The sequence below is a fragment of the bacterium genome, from assembly GCA_016716565.1.
Classification (GTDB): domain Bacteria; phylum Bacteroidota; class Ignavibacteria; order Ignavibacteriales; family Ignavibacteriaceae; genus IGN2.
Map to the genome: position 1 here is coordinate 652,127 of JADJWC010000002.1, position 23,777 is coordinate 675,903.

Below are 23,777 nucleotides of genomic sequence, written 5' to 3' on the forward strand. Positions count from 1 at the left end.
GAATTTAACTCGCTAAAAAACTTTGTTGAATAATTTCAGCTTATCCATCACCATACTTATTGGTCTGGCATTGAGCATAATGTAAAAATGAACGCTCGGAACATTTTTATCGAGAAGCTCGCGAACCTGGTTTGTTGCCCATTCAACACCGATGTTCATTACCTCATCCGGCTTCGCATTTTCAATTTCATCAGACAGCGCCGAAGGAATGCTGACATGAAAATCTTTTGGAATCGAATGAAGCTGAGCTTTTGAAGTTAATATTTTTAGTCCCGGAATAATTGGAACTTTTATTCCTGCCTCACGACACTTTTCCACATAATCAAAATAAAATTTATTATCATAAAACATCTGTGTAACAATATAATCAGCGCCAGCATCTATTTTTTCTTTTGCAAATTTTATATCTGCTTTTAAGTTCGGAGCTTCGAAATGTTTTTCAGGATATCCGCCGACACCAATGCAAAATTTTGTTGGTCGTGCATCAAGCAATGAATCTTCCAGGTAGATCCCTTTGTTCATCCGCATTATCTGCTGCACTAGCTCAACTGAATTTTTATTCGCACTTCTTCCGGTTGGGATTGGTTTTTCGTAACCGCTGTCATCTCCCCGAATTGCAAGCACATTATCGATACCGAGATAATTCAACTCAATCATAAAATCTTCTGTTTCTTCTCGGGTAAATCCTTTTACAAGAATATGAGGAACAGCATCAACATTATATTTATTCTGGATGAGGGCACAGATACCAAGTGTTCCTGGTCGTTTTCTTTTTACTTTCTTTTTTATTCCTTCGGGAGTTTCTTCGTAAATAACTTCTGCGGAGTGACTGGTGATATCAATAAACGGTGGTCTGAATTTTATTATTCCATCGAGAACGTGTAAAACATCCGTAATATCTCCGCCGCGTTTTGGAGGAATCAATTCGAAACTTATAAGAGGTTCTTTCGCCTTCTCTAAATGATCAATTACTTTCATTTAATCTCTTGTTGTTGAACAAATCATTTATGTAAATATAGACAAAGTTAATAATAATTATGGATTGATTAGAAGTGATTTATTTCGGCAGTAATCTTAGTAAACTATTTCTTTGTCTTTATTTTGAATGTCATAGTGCGACCGTTATAGTCTTTGTTATTCCCTAATCTGACATATCAGCAGAGAAGAGTTAGTTTTATTAAACTTTCATATTTTTAGAATGTGAAATTTTTAGAAAATATTATAGTTACTATATTTATAACTGGATTGGTTTTTTGGCTGAATCGTCGTATAGGTATTAAATTCAAGATACGTAAAGCATTTTCAAGTAATAATGACAAATTATCAAAAATTCTCCTCGAGATATTAAAATTTTCATCCCTATTAGTTTTTTCAATTTGTTTAATCCTATTTACCATAATTTCAATTGAATGCTATAATGAAGGATTTGGCTTTGAGCCAACATCAGAGGGAATCGGAAACTTCATCGATTTTTATTATGTACCTTTATATTTATTGGTAGTTCTGTTTTTCTTAGCAACTTTGGGTGTAGCAACTGCTGGTGTTATGCACAGTAATGAAAATATAATTGAAGCAAGAAAATCAAGAGCTGCAGGCTATAGGCCAGAATTATATATTCCCAAATTTAACCTTCTCTTTAAAATTCAAGAAGAATTAGGAAAAAAGTTTTTAACAGTTGTTGATGATCATCGGCACGATGAGGATATAAAATTAGAGTTATTAAATGTTGGAAAAGGTGTCGCGAAAAAAGTTGATTATGAATTTAAGTTTAATTATTCAGAGGCATTAGTATATATCGAAAAATTGGATCGAGATAAGAATTTTGAAATTATTTTAGGAAAAGAGGGATTACTTATAAAATTTCTTAAGGAATTTAGTGAGTTGCAGAACATTTCAATTAATTTTGATAATGAAAGAAATTCAGATCTAATATCCTATGTGCCAGACTTAGCAGTTGCGAAAAGAACCATTGGAATCAATTTCCCACGTGCAACTTTATTTCTATTTTACATAGCAACTTTATTATTGATGAAAAATCACAACATAAAAAAAATGAAAGTAAGTCATATTTCGGATATTCCGAATTTTCCCAAATTACAACTACACTTATCATATCGCGACTTAGATTACAATCCACATGAAAAAAAATTTAGATTTGATCTCTATTCAGATTGTATAGAATTACCTTTAAAAGACGATAATTTAATTCCAACAGTGAATACCATCACCATTGAACCTGTTGAAATATCAGGCACATTTCATATCTAGCAGAGTTCGTCAAATCTTCCACAACAAAAATATAACTTATATATTCTAAGTCTCTCGGTGGACCATTGAAAACCTTGTTAGTTCAAGATAGTGTGAATTCCAAGGCCGTCACGGTCGCACCGTGACGTAAAGATCACTACAACATCCTTATTCCTGCATACTCAACATCAACTTCAAGAACAGTATGATCTCCATTCACATAATTTCTTGCACTTGAATATTTGTAATCTTCTGCTCTGCTTACTAATCCCGCCTTCACAGGATTGTTATGTATGTAATTCAATTTTGCCCAGAACATCTGCTGGCTTCTAATTACCTCATCATCAAATCTTGGCATCCATAATTTCTTCGTCTGGTCTTTCAATCCTTCCGCTGATTCATGGAATATTTTCAGAAGTTCACTGCTCTCATTTAGAGTATCAAATATCTGCCAGGCAGTAAATTTCTTTATGTCTCTCATTATATCAGAGATTGTTCCATACTTTGTAGTCACAATCAATATCCAGTGGAAGTGAGACGGCATAATCACATAACCGAGAACTATGTATTTATACTTTTCTCTGTAATGTTTAATATTTGAGATTAGTATGTCGCAGAAATGGTTGTTGGTAAATATTGGCGTGAACTTTACAACGGTTGTAGTTACAAAATAAAATCTTTCTTCTGTTAAATTGCTTCTTCCTCTTCTTCCCATAGAGCAAAGATAGTAAATTATCTGTCAAGGTACGACCTTGACAGCCAAGAGGATTGTGTCACGGTACGACCGTGACATCCTTGCTGGTTTTTATTTCGGTAGTAATCTGAGTAAACTATTTAATTGGTTGGTAATGGACGCTTCATCAGTTCTTATCTTCATATACTTTCCATTAAGAAAAGGTTCTGTCTGGTTTTTATAATGATCGCTGAAAATATTTCCAGACTGACCTGTAGTCAGGATCAAATAAAACTCATCGGGCTTTGCAAAATCATAAATGAATCTCATCGAAGGACCAAGCTCGCAATCAAAAGGATCGTGACGGAATAATGGATACTTTTCAATGCTTTCAGAAAAAGCATACTCTGTATTGAAAATCGTTGTTCCATCGCCGCTAATTTCATAAGGACCAATATTCACTACCTCATCAATTATCCAGGAAACTCCGGCAAATGCGTGCTTGAAAGTTACTGTGTGAAGATTTCCCCACTGCCAGTCTTTAACATCTTTCCCTAATATGTTCTCAAGTTCATCAAGTGCATCATTCATACTTTCCCGTATAACATCGTCTCTTGTTTTTCTCTCATTCTTTTTCACATCGTTATACCAATCTGAAAACGGATTCTGCAAAAGTTCAGGAATATTTCTGTAAGGAACATTCGCAAGAAAAACATATTGATTGAAAAGATCTTCACCCATTTCATCCATATAAATATTTTTCATCAGCTTATCAAAGAAAGTAAGAAAGATAGCCGGTGCCTGCTGATATTTATCCATTTCGTAATTCCACTCTTTCAACAGTTGAAGTGATTGTGATAAATTTTTATCCTTCACTTCAGCATCCTGAAATGCAAAAATTATATATGGAACAATCTGTTTTGCATAAGGTGAATACACATCTGATTGGTACTTCATATAATCATTCACCGAATGCTGATTTTTTGTTTGAAGTAATTCTGTGATCCTTTCTATACGCGATGAAGGTTCCCAGAGATTTGTGATGTGATATTTGAAATCTTTAATTACTTTGTTGTTTGCAGTTGCAATAAAGTTCTGAGCTGGATTGAAAAGAAATGGGAGTTCCGTTCTTGGAACAAGTCCTTTCCAATCATTTTTTGCAGTTGAACCTTCAAACAAAAAGGTAGTTGCGTTGTTTGGTCTGATTGGAAGTGCTCCGCCAAAAATATAACCGATGTTTCCTTCCTTGTCTGCGTAAACAAAATTTTGTCCGGGAATATTAAACTTCTCAACTGCTGATTTGAACTCATTCCAATTTTTTGCTTTGTTGATTTTCAGGAATGCATCCATCTCATCGCTGAATTCATTACCGAGCCATCGCATACTGATCGGCGGATATGCTGATTCATCCTGATTATAAACAAAGTTATAAGGATGAATATTTGAAATAATTGGTCCGCGATGAGTGTATTTTATTTCAATCGGTTCTTTGATTCCATCTTTTGTGTATATGGTATCTTCAATTATTATCAAATCTTTCCAGCTTCCATCCAGCAGATATTTTGTTCGTGATGAATCGAGAGTTTCAAAATAAAAATCGGTTTCATCAGTCATTATGTTTGTTAACGTCCAGGAAATTCCGCCTTGGGCGGATTCATTCTTTCCTATCACAATTCCCGGAACTCCCGGCAATGTTACACCAGCAGCATTCCAAGTTGGTGATTTGATAACTGCAGCGTACCAGATTCCCGGTGCTCTGTAAGCAAGATGAGGATCGTTTGCAATGATTGGTTTTCCCGAAGCAGACATTTGTGAATTCACAACCCAGTTGTTTGAACCAAGATGTGTTCCGGTCATTCCAATAAATTTTCTGAATGCTTTGTCTGTCTCAATAAAGTTGGAATTAATTTGGGAAAACTTTTTTATATCCGCAGGAATTATTGTTGGTGCATTCTCAGGGTAATTTGGAAAAATTTCTTTTACTTTTTCTTCACCAAGTTTCTGCACAAGCTCAGTGAAAGTTAGATCTGTCCACCAGCCAAGATTGAGTTCCCACGCCATCATTCGAATCACGATTATACTATGTTCGGGTTTCCATTCTTCAGGCTGGTAACCGAGGACATCAAATTCAACAGGATATTTATTTTTCTTTTCTTCGAGATAGAAATTAACGCCGCGAGAATACGCTTCAAGCAGTTTCAAACCTTCCTGATTCATTTTCTCTTTTATCATTTTTGTAGTTCTGCTCAATCCAACTGTTCTAAACATTTTATCAAACGGCAAAGTTTCCACTCCGAATATTTCGCTAAGTCTTCCTTCTCCTGCACGACGGATAATATCCATCGAAAACATTCTTTCGCTTGCATGAAGATAACCCAAAGTAAAGGCAACGTCTTCATCATTATCTGCAATAATGTATGGAACAGCGAGACTATCAAAATAAATTTTTACTTCAGATTTGAGCGAAGGAGCTTTCAATTCGCCCTCATAAACAGGAAGCGATTCAAGAAGTGAATTATAAAAAATGTACCCACCGACAATGAAGATGATTATCAGCGAGAGGATTATTCCGATTGTAACTTTAAGCCAGGTTCTCATCTATTCAAATAAATTTACTTAGTGTAAATATAAATAATAAAAGGAAGGATTTGATGAATGATTGGTTGAATGATTGATTGATGACTTAACTGTTGCAATTAGGTTTCTTCGTAAAGGACAAAGATTGTTTACTTCAATTTGAAAAAAATATTTAATTTTCGCCATCTATTTGAAAACTATAACTCTCAAGATGGTAATATCGATTGAGTAAAAAGAAATCAACAAAACATACTGCAAAACTCCAGCAAAAGGTTAACGAAAAAGCTGTCGAAACATTTTACAATATACAGTTCGACAATAAGTTCAGGTATTTCATTTTACTTCCTGTTTTGCTCTCAATAACAGCAGCTATTTACTTAGTCTATTCGGCTTACAAAACAAATGGGTTCTTCGGTTTTCCACTTGACGATCCGTGGATTCATCTTACCTTCGCTAAAAATCTTATCGAGTACGGAAGCTTTTCATACTTTAAAAATGAACTCGTGACTTCGGGTTCTACATCTCCAATTTATACTTTGCTGTTATCATTGTTTTATATCATCAGTAAAAATGAATTCGTAATTAGTTATTTAATCGGAGTGATATTCGGTGCTCTTCTCGTTTATACGATGACAAAACTTGCTTTGCTGAACTTTAAAAACTCAGCAATGATTTCGTTGATCATAGCATTAATGATTGCACTTCAGCCAAAACTGAATCTGATAAATGTTTCCGGAATGGAAACATCGATGTTCATTTTTTTAATTGCAAGCAGTTTCTACTCATATCAAAATAGAAAAATTCTTCCACTCGGAATTTTTCTCGGTTTAACTATCTGGTGCAGACCGGATGGTTTTGTGTTGTGGATTGCATTTGCTCTGGATTATGTTTTAAGTAAGTTTTACCTGACTAAATCTGCTGCTCAGCCATCAGAAAACAGCATAACAATTAAAGAATTTGCGACCGCATTTTTATTGGCTTCTGTCTTAGTAGTTGGATATTTTCTGTTTAATTACATTTTGTCAGGTTCAATTTTACCAAACACCTACAGTGCAAAGATTGAGTACTACAATAAAATGAACAGAGCACTTTTTCTTGAAAACGATGTACTCAAGTATTTCACAGAAGCTGAATTCATTTTAATCTGGCTGCCATTTTTAATTTACGTTGTTGTTATTATCAAATCGATTATTAAAAAGTAATACTCACCTTGTTTTTATCTTATTTATCATCGGACTGATCGCCGTTTATTATTTGAAACTACCTTTCGCTCACAGATTTGGCAGATACCTGATGCCGGTAATTCCTTTCTACATACTTATTGCTATCACCGGAGTAAAGTTTATTAGTGATTTCATTCTATTAAAATTTTCTAAAAATAAACCTGCTCTGCCAAATTTTGTTTTCATTATTTATTCGATTGCAGTTGTGGGACTTTTTATCAGTTATAATTCCAACAGCAAAGATGATTTTACATTTTTATGTAAGTACTCAAATGACAGACATGTGGCAGCAGGTAAATGGTTGAAGCAAAACACACCGGATTCCGCAATAGTTGCAACGCACGATATTGGTGCTGTTGCTTTCTACGGAGAAAGAAAAATAATTGATATGGCTGGGTTAGTTACTCCTGAACTTATCTCACATCTTCAGGAAAATGATTACGCTGCTTATATGAACGATTATCTTTCCAAACAAAAAGTTGATTATATAGTTACTCTCAGGAATTGGTTCGAAGTTGTGAATGATAAACCAATCTTTACACCGGTTAACAGCTTCGAGTTCCTCGACATATTTAAATTTAATCCTGGTCGCACACATATTCAGCCGAGAGAAGTTTCTGAAAAAAATCAGGCTGCTTTGCAAATGATACAAAAAGGTATGCTGCCGGATGCTATAAATATCCTTCAGCAATCGTTGTGGCAGGATTCAAAATCTTCCCAAACTCATTTTCTGCTTGGTGTTGCTTATGAAGGAATTAAAGATTATCCGAACGCGGAAAAGTATTTTAAGCAAGCCATTGAGCTTTCCCCGGATTTTGCGGAAGCTAATTTCGGACTAGGAAAAGTTTATTTCGAGCAGAAAAAATATGACGAATCTCTCATCTGTGTAAAAAGATCACTTGAGCTCGATTCAAATTTTACACCGGCAATACAGTTACTGATGCAGCTTAATTCCTTGAATGAAAAAAATATCAGGTAGATATTATTTTACGAGTATCATCTTCTTTGTTGAAATAAATTCTCCTGTTTTCAACTGATAGTAGTAAACACCACTGGGGAAATTGCCTGCATTGAACTCGACTTCGTAAGTACCAGCTGATTTTTCTTCATTCACAAGCGTTGTCACTTCATTTCCAAGAATGTCATAAACTGAAAGGACTACAAATTGAGATTGCTTCTCCGGCAATTGCCGGATCGCAATGACATTCAGGATCGAATACTTTATTTTAGTTGACGGATTAAACGGATTAGGATAGTTCTGTTCAAGAACAAATTGTTCCGGTGAAATAATTTCGACTTCAACAATTTCAGAATAAGTGCTCGTTCCATCAAAATCAATTTGCTTTAACCGGAACTTGTAATTTCCTTCAACGAGATTTTCGTCACTAAAAGAATAAAAATGCTTTTCAGTAGATGTTCCATAACCAGGAATGAAACCGATTGAATTCCATTCGTTGTCATTCTGAGTGACCTGCCTGCCGGTAAGGCAGGAACGAAGAATCTCGAAACCTGAGTTATTAGTTTCTGTTGCGGTACTCCAGTTTAGCTGAACATCATTTTCATTTACTGATGCTTCAAATGATGTGAGTTCAACCGGAATTATTTCATAGATATTTCCTCTCTTCATAAAAATATCACAGATGACAGTATCATTTCTTACATCACCTTCAGCATAAAACATAGCAATATCACCATTGCCTTTTGTTACTACCTGCGACGAATTTCTTGTAACATATTCCGGAGGAAGATCTGCGATTAGTATGGTATCATTAAAAACGTGATTCTCGGCAAAGAGAAGATAAAATCCTTTACCAGAAGCAGACTGACTTGATTGATACGTTGTGTAAAGTCTGTTCTGATCATCAATTTCAAGTGATTGGATTCCGGCGGGAAGCTGACCCGGAGGTGTTATCGCTACAGGAGCAGAAAAAGTTCCACTGACGTTATTTATATAATATAGCATTGAACTAGTTCTGTAAATAATATGTACCTTATCATTAGTATCAACTCTTATTCTCGGATAACTAATGTTAGCAGCTACACTGGTTGGTACTTCCTGAAAAGAACCGGAAGTATTGTTAAAATATTTTAACGGACCTGATGATAAAGTTGTTCCGCTCACCATCGCAATATGTACCTTACCGTTAGAATCTATGTCCAGGGTAGCTTGAAAATCTCCGGATGCTTCTCCATTGGACAAGAATAGTTCTGGTCCTAAAGTACTTGTTCTTAAATCATAATTTCTGTAATAACAATTATCGGATCCATTTGTGTAAGTATAATAAACAAAGTGCATAACACTATCCGGACCAATTTTACTGAACGGTGTTGCCTTGTTTAATCCACCTTGAGTTATAGATATTGGAGTTGAAAAAGTTCCGGATGCATTATGAATATACATCACCTGAAAAATTGAAGGATCGCGAGCTTCGTAGCCAATATGCACAACATCGTTTTGATCAATGGACAAGGTAGAGTAATTATCATCAACAGAGTTATTTGTTAAATTAATTGTTGAAAAATCTCCGTTGATGTCCTCCTCTACATAATATATTTCGTTATAGCTGCTTACTGTGCCCAGCCCGCTTGTGTACGATAATCTTAGTAATCCCTGCGAGTTGTATTGTGCAAATTGTCTGTTATTGAAACGATTATTGTATGCGATCGTATCCTGCATGAAAGGTATGTGCCGATACTATTACGCTTGAAATAATAATAAGTATAAATGTTTTCATAAATATTTCTCCTTAAACTTTATTTATAATAATATCACACTATTTAAGTAGAATCATTTTCTTTGCTTCAACGAAATTACCTACCTCCAGTTTGTAGAAATAAATTCCACTCGGCAGATTCCGGACTTCGCCGGAATGACTATCGAAGGTTACTTCATATTGCCCGGCAGGTTTTTCTTCGTTTACCAAAATTAACAATTCGTTTCCGAGAACATCATAAACCTTTAAGCAAACTGTTTCGGTAACTGGCACCGAAAATTTAATAATTGTACTAGGATTAAACGGATTAGGATAGTTTTGCTCGAGGACAAATTGTTTTGGTGAATTAATTTCAACTTCTACTATTTCTGAATAATTGCTTGTTCCATCAAAATCAATTTGCTTTAATCGATAACGAAGAGTATGATTAAGATTAAGAGTAAGAGAAAGATCATCAATAAAAGAATAAGATTTGGGTTCAGTAGTCGTACCAAATCCTGGAATGAAACCGATATTTTCCCATTCTAAATTCTGACTTCCAACTACCAACTTCTCTCGATAAATCTCAAATCCATAATTATTAGTTTCTGTTGCAGTACTCCAGTTTAGCTGAACATCATTTTCAGTTACGGATGCAGTAAAGGAAAGTAACTCAACCGGAATAGTCAATTGATTTATGAAAACAACTACAGGCGCTCTCGCAGTTCCAACAGCTAAGTCAAGTGCACCATCACCATTCACATCACCGAATGAAATTGACGTCGCAGATGATCCCGCGATATACAACCAGGTTGGTTCAGTGTCTAAAACACCCGACCGGTTTTTAAATATTTCAATCCTTTTAGTACCGAAATGAACTACTGCAAGTTCCGGGTAACCATCTCTGTCGATATCACCGGTTATTAATTCCTGCGCTGAAGGATTAACAGAGTTAGATGTCCAGACTGGTCCGGTTAAAGTTCCGTTTACATTTTTATAAATCACTGTTTGAACACTGCTGCCCGAAATTGCCAGATCCTGGTAACCATCTTTATCAAAATCAGCCCAGGCAATACCTTTCTGACTTTGTGTGTTGCCTACTGTCCATCCGGGAAAATTATTCATTACACCGTTGTTATTGAAATACACACCACTTTCATAGTTGACCCACTTTGATGCTGCAAGATCACCTTTTGCAATGTATCGATAAGAAATTTTAACGGTCATACCTGACTGCGGAACTGTTCCCAATGATAACCATCCTTCAATCGGATTATAACAATATTCAGAATACGGTTGATCATCAACCAGAACAGTATCGACTGAATAGATAGGAAATAAAGGCAGCGGAAAGGCGTACCTGATTCCATCACCATAGTATTCAAGGTATTTGTATTTGATCTGCTGATTATCAAGATCACCGAAAGCAACCGAGTTCGTTATCATTTCATCAGCAGAAAGCCAGTTGGGTACTGTCGGAAAAGTTCCATTATTGTTATAAAAAATGCAGATTGGTTTTGTGGGGATAACACTATTACCCTGGTTTCCAAATGCGAGATCGAGATCACCGTCGTCATCAATATCACCTAAAACTTCGCCGACTGTCCAGTTATTATCCTGTGAAATCCATCCGGGAGCGTTATTCAGTCCGGTTTCACTGTTGAAATAAATTACTGAAGGCACAAATGAATTATCTCCATTAGCAGAAATTAATTCCGATTTCCCGTCACCATTAAGATCAGCAAACTTTACGTCAGTGGTGGATCTCATATCCGTAGAAATCCATGCTGGCGTAGTTGTAAGAATTCCGCTATCATTTCTATAAATCAAAACTTCGTATTCCGGTATTGGTGGATATGAATTGCTGAAGTAACATCCTGTTGCCAGGTCGAGATCGCCATCGTTATCATAATCACCCCAGGACATTCCTCCGATTTGTCTTTCGAGAGTTGAACTCCAGTCTGGAGTTAAGCCATAAGGAATATCATCTGATAATGCGATCACCTGACCGACGACAGAAAATTCCTTTTCGTTATAGGTTGAGATGCTTTTACCATCAGGTGAAATATCTTTATAGGTAATAATATTTTGCTGGGAATAGATACTTTGAAAAGAAAGTATGACAAGAAGAGATAGAAATATTTTTTTCATTTCAACACCAAATTAATTTAACTCGTTTAAACTTAAGCCAATTGGAAAAATAATAAAAGGAAAAATTGATGAATGGGAAAATATTGATTGGATGATTGTTTGATTGATTGAATTTTATAATCGATATTATTTCTTCGCTTTTGCCTCCGCTTCAGCCTTCTGAATCAATGACACTCCATCTCTGAAGAAGCTTCGGTGTGAGTGGAAACTTTCGGACTGAGCATCGGTATTCCGAGATTCATTCCTCTCAACACAAATATTACTCCGAGAATTATTGCCAGGACCGGAACAGCCTTTCTGATTTTAGTCCGGATCCCGATGTTGATAAATTTTCCGAACACTGATGCGACAAACATTGCAGGAACTGTTCCGAGTCCGAAAAGAATCATAACTGCAGCACCGGAGATTGCATCACCACTCGCAATAGCTCCGGCTAATGCAACGTAAACAAGTCCGCACGGAAGGAATCCGTTTAGTATTCCAATCAGAAACATTGCAGAGAATGTTCCTTTCTTAAAAAGAACACCAATATTTGATTTTAATGGATGCGCAAGTTTTTGAATTACAGGATGCTGAGCAAAATAGTTTTTATATTTCTGGGGAAGAAGAACGGCAACAATGATGACTATGCCAAGGACAATTGAAACAATCTGCTGTGCACCTGCGAGTGCGATTTTACTTCCGACAAGTCCAAGAACAGCTCCGAGAAAAGCGTAAGTAACTACTCTGCCGAGATTATATAAAATTCTTCCGGTGAAGAATGAGAGATTGTTTGAATCAGGGACAGGTAATGCAATTGCAATCGGTCCGCACATACCGATGCAATGCAAACTTCCGACTAATCCGACTAAAAATGCTGCGTAAATTTCTGGTGACATAGTTTTTATTTCTGAGTGTTTGTCATTCCGGCTTGTCCGGAATCTGAGCGCTATAAGTGTCAGATTCCTGACTCGCTACGCTCGCAGGAATGACTGATGGTTTTATTGAATCGTGACTGCTCTTTCATTATAATATCCATTACCATTCATCATCCAGTTTAATTTCATTCGCCAAAATCCTTTTTCAAAATCTTTAACTAATATCATTTGGTTTCCTTCTTCACTCAAATCCAAAGGCAATTTAAAATCTAATTTTGAATCTGACGGCCGGTAAAAATAAATTTCTCCCGAAATGTTTTTATTCAAATATTCAACCGGGAATAAAATATTAATTATTTCTCCGTTAAAATTAATCTTTACTTGCTCATCAAGAGATTGCGTTCTGCTCTGTTTATCAATTTCATCCTGATAGGTGAGGGATTTCTCATAGTAGTTATCAGAAACAAGACTTACATCCTGAGTCATAAAAATTACAGTCATCGATACACTGATCACAACAAAAGCAATAATCCCGATAACTATTCCTGTCCCCCAATTTATTCGGCTATTTTTAGACGAACTAATCTTTTTCATCTGATTCATCTTTCTTTTTCATTGGAGCTAAAAATGATGTCGATACTTTTTTAATCAGTTTGTCGCCGCTGTAAATTCCAATATCGATTGGTGTGCTCATTTTTGTTAATTCTTCTTTGGGAAGAAGAACTAAAAACTTTGCATCAACATTTCCCTGGGGTTCCATTACTATTTGATTTCCAACTAGCTTCAATTCACCTTCAATATTTTCCAGCTTTAGTGTTACCGGAATTTCATTAAAAGTTTTATTGACCATATTCAAATCATAAAGATTGCTGACCTTATTATTCGGTTGTTCCTGGTAAAGAAGTCCGGCTGTTCTCAAAACTGTCGCACTGAAATCTGTTCTGTTCAAAAGCAGAATTACCAAAACCGTTATAAGAACAGTAAGTAATGCAGAGTAACCAATTGCACGCGATGTAAATTTCCACTTAGCTTTATTCTGAATCGAGTTTAAAGATGCATAACGAATGAGTCCACGTGGTTTATTAATTTTATCCATAATATCATCGCAAGCATCAATGCAGGCTGTGCAGTTCACGCATTCGAGTTGAATCCCATCGCGGATATCGATTCCGGTTGGACAAACTTCAACGCATTGGTAACACTCGATGCAATCACCGCGGTTTTCCCATCCTTCATCTTTCTTAAACTTTTTCCTTGGTTCACCGCGAACGTTATCGTAAGCAATAACAATTGAATCACGGTCAAGCAAAACTCCCTGCAATCTTCCGTAAGGACAAACAATTGTACACGCTTGCTCTCTGAAATTCGAAAAGACAAAATAAAATATCCCGGAGAAAACAGTAATCGCAAACAAACCCTGCAAATGTTCTGATGGCGGATCAGTTACAATTTTTAGAAGTTCATCCATTCCAATTATATAAGACAGAAAGATATTCGAGATGAAAAATGCGATTGCAAAGAAAATAATCTGTTTGATGGTTTTCTTAAAAAATTTTGACGCGGTCCATGGTGCAGCTTTTAATTTTCTCTGATCTTTTGAATCACCCTCAATCCAGTATTCAATATTGCGGAAGACCATTTCCATAAAAATTGTTTGAGGACAAGCCCATCCGCAGAATATCCTGCCAAACACTGCAGTAAACAGAATCACAAAAACGATCAGTGAGATCATTGCAATTACAAGCAAATGAAAGTCGTGAGGACCAAATAGAACTCCGAACAGAATAAACTTTCTGTTCAGGAAGTCAAAAAGCATAAACGGCTGTCCGTTTACTTTTAGAAATGGAGTCAGAATAAGAATTAAAAGAAGAATTGCCGAAACAATTATTCGTGCTCTGTGAAATCTTCCGGAAGGTTTTTTAGGATAGACCCATTTACGTTTCCCATCATCAGTAACAGTCGCTAATTGATTTCGGAATGTTTCTGCTTCTTCATCGTATAGCTGTCGTTCGAGTGTGTCTTCGTTCATTATCTGCATTATAAAAGAGTTCAGTCATTCTGGCCCTGCCTGTCCGGCAGGCAGGTTGTCCAGAATCTGAGGACATTATTAGGATTCAGATTCCGGCCTCTCCCGACTGAAGTCGGTATCGCCGGAATGACATAAGTATTCATTAATCGTTATTCAGCTTTTTCTTCTTTCCAGATTTCACCTTCGGGCTGTTTTGGTGCTGCAGGGGTTGTACCGTGTAAGCTTATAATATAACTTGCAACTTCCTGCATCTGGTTCGGATTGAGCTGTGTCTGCCATGCAATCATTCCTTTTTCAACAACACCATATTTAATTACTTTAAATACATTTTTAATCCCGCCGCCGTGTATCCAGTAATCGTCAGTTAAGTTTGGTCCGACAATTCCTCCTCCATCGGTCGCATGACATGCAATACAATTGGCATCATAGATCGCTTTACCGGCATTCAATTCATTTGCATCCGTGAGAAGTTTAACGGTCTCTTCATTCACAAAAGCTCCGGATTTGATTAAAGCTTCTCTTTCCAGCGATGCAATGCGAACTTCTTCAGTATATTCTTCGTGTTGAACCTGTCCTGACCCAATTATATGGTAATCAATCATATAATAAGCGGCAAAAATTATCGTCAGAATGAAAAGCCAGGAAAACCATGGTGGAATTTTGCTGTCGAGTTCCTTTATTCCATCAAAGTCGTGCTCGAACATAATATCTTTTTCACGTTCAATGGGAGTCGATTTAGTAAGCATCTGATTTAATTTAGATAGTACTGATGCCTTCTTCTCTTTTACAACTTTCGGTTTACCTTCATAATAAATTATGCTTAGTAATGAAATTACTATTACTAAAAGTAGAATTAATGCGACAGTGTCATAATAATTCGGAGGGAAATCAGATTCACCCGCTGCAAATACATTATTTACGAATAAAAGAACAAAAGCAAATATTGATAAAAGATTTTTATACTTCATTTGTTCCACCTGTAAAATTTTTAATTTCACTTTTTTCTTCATTAAGAGGCAATTCACTCATATGCTTGATATAGTTTTTATCAGTCTTGAAAAGCCAAATCGTCATCCCGATGAAAAATAAAATTAAAATTATCATCGAAACGATCGTATAAAACTCAACACCTTCAATTGATTGCAATACTTCTTTAATCATATTATTTACCTGCCTGCTGTGATGATTTAATATCGATTCCCAATCTTTGCAGGTATGCAATGAGAGCTATTATTTCTTTGTTCGGTTCAGCGGATGCGCCGGCATTTTGCAAATCCATCGCAATCATTTGAGCTTGATTCTGTAAGTCACCGTTAGCGGTTTTTTCGAAACCATCCGGATACGGAACACCAATACTTCGCATTACATTAATTTTAGTTTCAGTTGTTGAAATATCAAGATCGTTAGTCAACAGCCACTGATATGAAGGCATTAGTGAACCAGGTGACATGCTCGACGGATTTTCCATATGCAGATAATGCCAGAGGTTTGGGTACTTCCCTCCGATTCGATGAAGATCTGGTCCGGTTCGCTTTGATCCCCACAAGAACGGATGATCATAAACATATTCGCCAGCTTTTGAATATTCGCCATATCTTTCTGTTTCACTTCTGAATGGACGAACTAACTGCGAATGACAACTGTTACAGGCTTCACGAATGTAAATATCTCTACCCTGCAACTCAAGCGGAGTGTATGGTTTAACCGCAGCGATTGTCGGGACATTTGATTTAACCAGGAACATCGGAACAAATTCAAATACTGAAGCTGTGATCACGGTAATAAACGTTAACAAAATAAACAAAGCTGGTTTGCCTTCAAGAAATCTGTGAATCACTCCACGCTTTAATGGATCTTTGAACTTTTCGAGTGCGGGTGCTTCAGCCTGTTCTTCTCTTGCAAACGAACCTTGCTTCGCTGTTTTGTATAAATTGTAAACCATCACACAAACACCAACATAATAAAGCGAGCCGCCAATCATTCTTATTATGTACATAGGAACAATTTGTAAAACTGTTTCAAGGAAATTTGGATACTGCAAAACTCCAAGCGGAGTAAACTGCTTCCACATTAATGATTGAGTAATTCCGGAGAACCACATCGAGAACGCATAAAAAACTATCCCGAGAAAGCTAATCCAGAAATGGAAGTTTGCGAGTTTCTTTGAATAGAGGTTTGTTTTCCAGAGTTTTGGAACAAGCCAGTACAATATGCCGAAAGTTAATAAACCGTTCCAGCCAAGTGCGCCAACGTGGACGTGTGAAATTATCCAATCGGTGAAGTGTGCAATTGCATTTACATTTTTAAGAGAAAGCATCGGACCTTCAAATGTTGCCATACCGTAAGCAGTAACTGCAACTACCATAAATTTCAGAATCGGATTTTCTCTCACTCTGTCCCAAGCACCACGAAGAGTCAGCAGACCGTTAATCATTCCTCCCCATGAAGGTGCAATCAGCATTATTGAAAAAACTGTTCCGAGAGATTGCGCCCAATCCGGTAAAGCAGAATAAAGAAGATGATGAGGACCTGCCCAGATATAAAGAAAAACTAGAGTCCAGAAGTGTACTATTGAAAGCTTGTAGGAGTAGACAGGTCTGTTTGCGGCTTTCGGGAGGAAGTAATACATCAATCCGAGATAAGGAGTAGTTAAAAAGAAAGCGACTGCATTATGTCCGTACCACCATTGAACAAGTGCATCCTGAACGCCGGCATATATTGGATAACTTTTCAGAAAGCCGGCAGGGACTTCGAGTGAATTCACAACGTGAAGAACGGTTACGGTAACCCAGGTTGCAATGTAAAACCAGATTGCTACATACATATGCTTTTCGCGTCGCTTGATAATCGTTCCAAACATATTAATTCCGAATGCAATCCAAACGAGTGCAATTGCAATATCAATCGGCCATTCTAACTCAGCATACTCTTTGCTTGTTGTAAATCCCATTGGAAGAGTAATTGCTGCAGCAACAATAATTAATTGCCATCCCCAGAAATGAATATTGCTCAATAAATCGCTGAACATTCTTGCTTTACACAATCTTTGCAGGGAATAATAAACTCCCATAAAGATTGCATTACCTACAAAAGCAAAAATCACTGCGTTTGTGTGAAGCGGTCTTATTCTTCCGAAAGTAAGAAATGGTATGTTAAAATTTAGTGCAGGTGCAAACAACTGTGTAGCGATTAGAAGTCCAACAAGCATTCCAACCAGTCCCCAGATTACAGTCGCCAGTGTAAATTTGCGGACTATCTCATTATCATAACTGAATTTCTCCAATTGCATAAGCTATTCCTCTATTTGGATTCAGAATTATTTATTTTCTTTTTTTCTTCTTCAGTTTCATTGTCGAATAAAACGCGTATCGCAGGTGTGTGAGTATCTTTATACTGTCCTTTTCTAACAGCAATCACGAAAGCAATTAAAAATCCTACTGCGACTAAAAGACTAATTCCAATCAACAAAACAATTACTGAGATAGCAGACCTCTCCTTTTTGCAAGCAGATTTGTTGAAACAGTTGCAAACAATACAACTGAAATCGAACTGAGAGGCATTAATATTGCAGCAATGAGTGGTGAAAGCATTCCCTGTACAGCGAAACTTAATCCGACAACATTATAGAAAAATGATATGACAAAACTAATATAAATTATTTTAATTGCCGATTGCGAAAAGTTCAGGAATTTTGGGAGCAGCTGCAGATTTGAAGCATCCATTATTGCATCACAAGCAGGTGAGAAACTGCTGATATCTTCTGTCACAGCAATTCCAACATCGCTCTGCTTTAATGCACCTGCATCATTTAGTCCATCGCCAACCATCAAAACTTTTTTGTTTGAAGATTGAAGTGATTTAACATAGTTCAACTTATCTTCAGGAGATTGGTTGAATAATAAGTCATCTTCATTTTTAAAAAACTTGAGAAGATTAAATTTTTCTCCTTCATTGTCACCTGAGAGTAATGAAATTCTGAATCGCTTACTCAATGATTTAACAACTTCACCGATTCCCTCGCGGTAAGAATTAGTTACAGTAAAGAAACCAAGAAGTTCATCGTTTACGGAAACGAAAATCGTTGTCGATTGGATGATTGAATGATTGAATGATTGTTTGGGAAATGGATTAACTGACGATTCATCAATAAATTCTTTTGAGCCGACTTTAATCAAGTTTCCGTAAACAACTCCTGTTATCCCAAGTCCAAGTACTTCATCAAACTTTGTAACAGGGAAAAAATCATCTGCTTCAATTGAATTATAAATTTTCAGACTTAGTGGATGTGTTGAATTACGCACAAGCGATTTAATCATTTTCTGCTGAAATGAATTTAGAACAGCTCCTGTAAAAACAAGATCGGATTTACCAAGCTGAGTGATCGTTCCAGTTTTGTCAAATACAATTGAGTCTACTCTGCCGAGATCTTCAATAACAGAAGTGTTGCGGAGATAAAATTTATTTCTTCCAAAAATCCTCATTGCATTTCCAAAGGTGAATGGGACGGAAAGAACAATTGCACACGGACAAGCTACAATCAACACGGCAGTAAAAACATTAACGGCAATTGCAAAACTTGATGGCAGCCAAAAACCTGCAGATATAAAAGCTGTGAGCAAAACAAAGATTGTAAACCTTTTGCTAATAACTTTCGAAAAGTTGGTGAAGAAACTCTCTGCTTTTTTATTGAAGATGTCATTGTTCCAGAGCTGAGTCAGATAACTTTGCGATACTTCTCTGATTACTTCCAGCTCAATCGCACTGCCAAGCTGCCGACCGCCCGCATAAATCATTTCTCCCGAGACTTTGCTGACCGGCTTGGATTCACCTGTAACAAAACTGTAATCAATTCTCCCATCACCGTTAAACAGAATTGAGTCTGCGGGAATAATTTCATTTTTCCTAACGATGATTCTGTTACCAAGCATCAGCTTGTTTATCGGTATTGATTTCTCTTTGCTATCTTGCTTAATTGTTACTGACAATGGGAAGAATGATTTATAGTTTCTTTCGAAGTTGAGATAAGAATAAGTTTTTTCCTGGAGAAATTTTCCAATTAGAAGAAAGAAAATTAATCCTGTGAGAGAATCGAAATAGCCAACCCCCGATTGTGATGCTACTTCGTACATGCTTCTGCCGAATAGAGCAAGTATTCCAAGTGAAATAGGAAAATCAATGTTGATAATTTTCTTTTTGAGACCTTTGATTGCAGAGCCAAAATATTCCCATCCGGAAAAGAAAACGACTGGTAATGAAAGAATGAAATTAAGAGTTATAAAAAAAGTTCTGAGGAATGAATCAGTAATATCTATCCCAAGATATTCAGGAAAGGAAAAGAGCATCACATTCAAGAAACAAAAACCTGCAACTCCAATCCTGAGATGGAGAGTCTGTGAAGCTTTGCTCTCATTTTTTTGTTCAACCGATTCAAGAAGTATCTGAGGTTCGTAGCCAATCGAAGCAAGCAGCTTCACTAATTTCTTTAGCGAGATTTTATCATGGACGAATGTTACACTAAGTTCTTTCTTCAAAAAATCAACCTGTGAATGAGTTACAGAACTATTCATCTTATAAAGATTTTCGAGAAGCCAGATGCAGGAACTGCAATGCATCTGCGGAATGTGAAAAGTTGCCTTGCTAATATTTTCATCCTGGAAGTCCAATATTTTTTGAATGGTGGATGGATCATCAAGATAATCAAACCGGTTTCCAAAATTAAAATTTGGTGAGATGCCGGGATTTTGTTCAAGGTTATAGTAGTTGCATAGCTTGTTCTGATCAAAAATTTCGTAAACAGTTTTGCAGCCGTTACAGCAGAAAAGCTTTTCTTCAATTCTTATTGAATCGTCTTTACATTCATCACCGCAGTGGTAGCAGCTAAGACTGGTTTCGGTTTTATTTTCTTTACTCATTCCAATGAAATATTTCAGTTGAAAATATAACCATATTTCAAAACTATTTAATAAAAAAACCCCGAGCGCAAAGCGAACGGGGTTAAAATAAAAGCTGGCGACTACCTACTCTCCCACACACCTGCGCATGCAGTACCATCGGCGTACTGGGTCTTAACTTCTCTGTTCGGAATGGGAAGAGGTGTATCACCCAGGCTATAGTCACCAAAATCTAAATTGAGATTCCGATCCGCCTCAGGCGGACGGAATGACATATCAAAATAATGAAGATTGAAAGAGCAGAGCTTGTTGAGAATGTTAAACGTAACCTGTTTATAAAAATAAATGGTTAAGTCGCACGACTTATTAGTACTGCTCGACTAAATTTATTACTAAACTTACATCTGCAGCCTATCAACCTCGTAATCTCCGAGGAGTCTTAAGTTACTTGCGTAAGGGATACCCAATCTTGAAGCGTGCTTCGCGCTTAGATGCTTTCAGCGCTTATCACAACCGTATATAGCTACCCAACGATGCCACTGGCGTGACAATTGGTGCACTAGAGATACGTTCGCTTCGGTCCTCTCTACCAGAAGCGACCCTTCTCAAGTATCCTGCGCCCGCATAGGATAGGGACCGAACTGTCTCACGACGTTCTGAACCCAGCTCACGTACCGCTTTAATTGGCGAACAGCCAAACCCTTGGGACCTTCTTCAGCCCCAGGATGCGATGAGCCGACATCGAGGTGCCAAACCTTACCGTCGATATGAACTCTTGGGTAAGATCAGCCTGTTATCCCCGGCGTACCTTTTATCCTTTGAGCGACGGCACTTCCACTCGCAGCCGTCGGATCACTAAGTCCTGCTTTCGCACCTGCTCGACCTGTATGTCTCGCAGTCAAGCTCCCTTGTGCCTTTACACTCGACGCATGATTACCAACCATGCTGAGGGAACCATTGAGAGCCTCCGTTACATTTTTGGAGGCGACCGCCCCAGTCAAACTACCCGCCTAACACTGTTCCTAATCCTGATTCAAGGATCGAGGTTAGAATCCAAATAAAACAAGGGTGGTATTTCACCTTTGGCTCCACCGAAACTAGCGTCCCGGCTTCAAAGCCTCCCACCTATGCTACACATGCCCTATCCGAACCCAATATTAGGGTGCAGTAAAGGTGCACGGGGTCTTTCCGTCCATATGCGGGTAACCGGCGTCTTCACCGGTACCACAATTTCACCGAGCCCGTGGTTGAGACAGTGCCCAAATCGTTACACCATTCGTGCAGGTCGGAACTTACCCGACAAGGAATTTCGCTACCTTAGGACCGTTATAGTTACGGCCGCCGTTTACTGGGGCTTCGATTCAAAGCTTCGCCTTGCGGCTAACTTCTCCTCTTAACCTTCCAGCACCGGGCAGGTGTCAGTCCCTATACATCGTCTTGATTGACTTCGCAGAGACATGTGTTTTTGTTAAACAGTCGCTTGGGCCATTTCACTGCGGCCTCTTTCAGCTTTGCCCGCGAAGGACATCACTTACAAGAGGCACCCCTTCTCCCGAAGTTACGGGGTTAATTTGCCGAGTTCCTTAACCACGGCTCACTCGAGCGCCTTAGAATACTCATCCCATCTACCTGTGTCGGTTTGCGGTACGGACTGATAAATTTCTCCCGCACGAAGATTTTCTCGGCAGTATGATTACGGTCAGTTTGTGTCCAAAGGACTCCCGTTTGCATCTCGGCCTTAAGAAAGCGCGGATTTGCCAACGCTTTCAGCCTACTTGCTTAGACCGCCTAATCCAACAGGCGGCTGACCTTCACTCCTGCGTCCCTCCTTACGGTCGAACGAAATTCACCAGGTACAGGAATATTAACCTGTTTACCATCACCTACGCCTTTCAGCCTCGGCTTAGGATCCGACTAACCCTGAGATGACTAACATTGCTCAGGAAACCTTAGATTTTCGGCGTCTCGGTTTTGCACCGAGATTATCGTTACTAATGCCAACATTTGCTTTTCTATACGCTCCAGTTAACCTCGCAGTTAACCTTCGATGCATATAGAATGTTCCTCTACCGCTCCGATAAATCGGAGCCCACAACTTCGGTAAATAGTTTAAGTCCCGTGTATTGTCGACGCTAAGTCGCTTGACTAGTGAGCTATTACGCACTCTTTAAATGAATGGCTGCTTCTAAGCCAACATCCTAGTTGTCTAAGCAACTTAACATCCTTTCTCTGTTAACTATTATTTGGGGACCTTAGTTGGTGGTCTGGGTTGTTCCCCTCTTGGCCGTGAAGCTTATCCCTCACAGCCTGACTCCCGAAAAAAATATGACAGGAATTCGGAGTTTGTCTGGGTTTGGTACCGTTGTGACAGCCCTAGCCCAATCAGTGCTCTACCTCCTGCATACTATTAATCGAGGCTAGCCCTAAAGCTATTTCGAGGAATACGAGCTATTTCCGAGTTTGATTGGCCTTTCACCCCTACCCTCATCTCATCCAAGCAGTTTTCAACCCGCAATAGTTCGGACCTCCATGAGGTTTTACCCTCACTTCATCCTGGACAAGGGTAGATCACCCGGTTTCGCGTCTACCGCATGTTACTTCAATCGCCCGATTAGGACTCGCTTTCGCTATGGCTGCTTCCCTAAGGGAATTAACCTTGCAACATACGAGTAACTCGTTGGCTCATTATCCAAAAGGCACGCTGTCATCCCGATAAATCGGGACTCCAACCGCTTGTAAGCACACGGGTTCAGGTACTATTTCACTCTCCTACAAGGAGTTCTTTTCACCTTTCCCTCACGGTACTTGTTCACTATCGGTTACGGATGAGTATTTAGCCTTACCAGATGGTTCTGGCAGATTCCCACAAACTTCCACTTATTTCGCGGTACTTGGGATCTTGTTCCAAAGAGTTATATTACTTTCGCTTACAGGACTATCACCTTCTGTGGTAGAACTTTCCAGAACTTTCAGCTAGCAATATAATTTTTGACTCTTCGGCTTATCGGTAATTCAGCCCGAACAAGCCCCGCAACTCTGTTGACGCAAGGGTTACCTCCTTTAACACGTCATACAGTTTAGGCTATTTCCATTTCGCTCGCCACTACTAAGGAAATCACTATTGTTTTTTCTTCCACCGGGTACTTAGATGTTTCAGTTCCCCGGGTTAGCTTCTTGCAACCTATGGATTCAGTTGCAGATTTCCCGACATTACTCGGGACGGGTTGCCCCATTCGGAAATCCACGGGTCTTAGGTTATTTCCACCTATCCGTGGCTTATCGCAGGTAGTCGCGTCCTTCATCGCCTATCCGTACCAAGGCATTCACCGTGTGCCCTTAATAACTTAACCAAAAATTTTTATAAACAGATAGATTTCGCATTCTCTATATTTTTTTACAAGCTCAGTAAAATTTTTTCCGAATATCTCGAAATTAA

Annotated in this window: 16 protein-coding genes and 2 rRNA genes; 3 read left to right on the forward strand and 15 right to left on the reverse strand. The window is 38.0% G+C overall.

Features of this window, described 5'->3' with window-relative positions; translation table 11 throughout:
- Nucleotides 1-12: 12 nt before the first annotated feature.
- Entirely contained in the window at nucleotides 13-978 is a 966-nt protein-coding gene (locus IPM14_09765; GenBank protein ID MBK9098382.1) for a methylenetetrahydrofolate reductase, read from the reverse strand.
- A 222-nt stretch (nucleotides 979-1,200) separates the two neighbouring features.
- On the opposite strand from IPM14_09765, the gene IPM14_09770 reads away from it, so the two are divergent.
- The gene (locus IPM14_09770; GenBank protein ID MBK9098383.1) at nucleotides 1,201-2,268 is read left to right on the forward strand and encodes a hypothetical protein; all 1,068 of its coding nucleotides are present in this window, start codon (nucleotides 1,201-1,203) and stop codon (nucleotides 2,266-2,268) included.
- 136 nt (nucleotides 2,269-2,404) lie between these two features.
- On the opposite strand, the gene IPM14_09775 is transcribed toward IPM14_09770, so the two are convergent.
- The gene (locus tag IPM14_09775) at nucleotides 2,405-2,962 is read right to left on the reverse strand and encodes a transposase (GenBank protein ID MBK9098384.1); all 558 of its coding nucleotides are present in this window, start codon (nucleotides 2,960-2,962) and stop codon (nucleotides 2,405-2,407) included.
- A 90-nt stretch (nucleotides 2,963-3,052) separates the two neighbouring features.
- Nucleotides 3,053-5,518: a penicillin acylase family protein gene (locus tag IPM14_09780; GenBank protein ID MBK9098385.1), complete on the reverse strand. Its 2,466-nt coding sequence runs from the start codon at nucleotides 5,516-5,518 to the stop codon at nucleotides 3,053-3,055.
- Between the two features lie 203 nt (nucleotides 5,519-5,721).
- On the opposite strand from IPM14_09780, the gene IPM14_09785 reads away from it, so the two are divergent.
- Together IPM14_09785 and IPM14_09790 are read left to right on the forward strand one after the other, a co-directional pair.
- On the forward strand, nucleotides 5,722-6,699 hold the full coding sequence (locus IPM14_09785; GenBank protein MBK9098386.1) for a hypothetical protein: 978 nt from the start codon (nucleotides 5,722-5,724) through the stop codon (nucleotides 6,697-6,699).
- 52 nt (nucleotides 6,700-6,751) lie between these two features.
- The gene (locus IPM14_09790) at nucleotides 6,752-7,699 is read left to right on the forward strand and encodes a tetratricopeptide repeat protein (GenBank protein ID MBK9098387.1); all 948 of its coding nucleotides are present in this window, start codon (nucleotides 6,752-6,754) and stop codon (nucleotides 7,697-7,699) included.
- A 3-nt stretch (nucleotides 7,700-7,702) separates the two neighbouring features.
- On the opposite strand, the gene IPM14_09795 is transcribed toward IPM14_09790, so the two are convergent.
- From IPM14_09795 to IPM14_09850, 12 genes are all read right to left on the reverse strand, one after another.
- Nucleotides 7,703-8,347, reverse strand: a complete 645-nt coding sequence (locus IPM14_09795; protein MBK9098388.1) for a T9SS type A sorting domain-containing protein — start codon at nucleotides 8,345-8,347, stop codon at nucleotides 7,703-7,705.
- A 1,147-nt stretch (nucleotides 8,348-9,494) separates the two neighbouring features.
- Nucleotides 9,495-11,564 (reverse strand): T9SS type A sorting domain-containing protein, encoded by a 2,070-nt coding sequence (locus tag IPM14_09800; GenBank protein MBK9098389.1) that lies wholly within the window; start codon nucleotides 11,562-11,564, stop codon nucleotides 9,495-9,497.
- Between the two features lie 164 nt (nucleotides 11,565-11,728).
- Nucleotides 11,729-12,442: a sulfite exporter TauE/SafE family protein gene (locus IPM14_09805; GenBank protein ID MBK9098390.1), complete on the reverse strand. Its 714-nt coding sequence runs from the start codon at nucleotides 12,440-12,442 to the stop codon at nucleotides 11,729-11,731.
- Nucleotides 12,443-12,544: 102 nt separating this feature from the next.
- Nucleotides 12,545-13,015: a FixH family protein gene (locus IPM14_09810; protein MBK9098391.1), complete on the reverse strand. Its 471-nt coding sequence runs from the start codon at nucleotides 13,013-13,015 to the stop codon at nucleotides 12,545-12,547.
- The gene (gene ccoG / locus IPM14_09815) at nucleotides 13,002-14,450 is read right to left on the reverse strand and encodes a cytochrome c oxidase accessory protein CcoG (GenBank protein ID MBK9098392.1); all 1,449 of its coding nucleotides are present in this window, start codon (nucleotides 14,448-14,450) and stop codon (nucleotides 13,002-13,004) included. The genes IPM14_09810 and ccoG overlap by 14 nt, the downstream gene beginning before the upstream one ends.
- A gap of 149 nt (nucleotides 14,451-14,599) precedes the next feature.
- Complete coding sequence (locus IPM14_09820; protein MBK9098393.1) at nucleotides 14,600-15,418, reverse strand: c-type cytochrome; 819 nt, start codon at nucleotides 15,416-15,418, stop codon at nucleotides 14,600-14,602.
- Nucleotides 15,408-15,611 carry a cbb3-type cytochrome c oxidase subunit 3 gene (locus IPM14_09825; GenBank protein ID MBK9098394.1) on the reverse strand — a complete coding sequence of 68 codons (204 nt, stop codon included), beginning with the start codon at nucleotides 15,609-15,611 and terminating at the stop codon, nucleotides 15,408-15,410. Before IPM14_09825 ends, IPM14_09820 begins: the two co-directional genes overlap by 11 nt.
- A 1-nt stretch (nucleotide 15,612) precedes the next feature.
- Nucleotides 15,613-17,739 carry a cytochrome-c oxidase, cbb3-type subunit I gene (gene ccoN / locus IPM14_09830; GenBank protein ID MBK9098395.1) on the reverse strand — a complete coding sequence of 709 codons (2,127 nt, stop codon included), beginning with the start codon at nucleotides 17,737-17,739 and terminating at the stop codon, nucleotides 15,613-15,615.
- 11 nt (nucleotides 17,740-17,750) lie between these two features.
- Nucleotides 17,751-17,933 carry a cbb3-type cytochrome oxidase assembly protein CcoS gene (gene ccoS, locus IPM14_09835; protein MBK9098396.1) on the reverse strand — a complete coding sequence of 61 codons (183 nt, stop codon included), beginning with the start codon at nucleotides 17,931-17,933 and terminating at the stop codon, nucleotides 17,751-17,753.
- The gene (locus IPM14_09840; GenBank protein ID MBK9098397.1) at nucleotides 17,924-20,362 is read right to left on the reverse strand and encodes a heavy metal translocating P-type ATPase metal-binding domain-containing protein; all 2,439 of its coding nucleotides are present in this window, start codon (nucleotides 20,360-20,362) and stop codon (nucleotides 17,924-17,926) included. Before IPM14_09840 ends, ccoS begins: the two co-directional genes overlap by 10 nt.
- A 92-nt stretch (nucleotides 20,363-20,454) precedes the next feature.
- Nucleotides 20,455-20,571: ribosomal RNA gene (rrf, locus tag IPM14_09845) — 5S ribosomal RNA — on the reverse strand.
- Between the two features lie 115 nt (nucleotides 20,572-20,686).
- Nucleotides 20,687-23,691, reverse strand: a 23S ribosomal RNA gene (locus IPM14_09850).
- Nucleotides 23,692-23,777 lie beyond the last annotated feature (86 nt).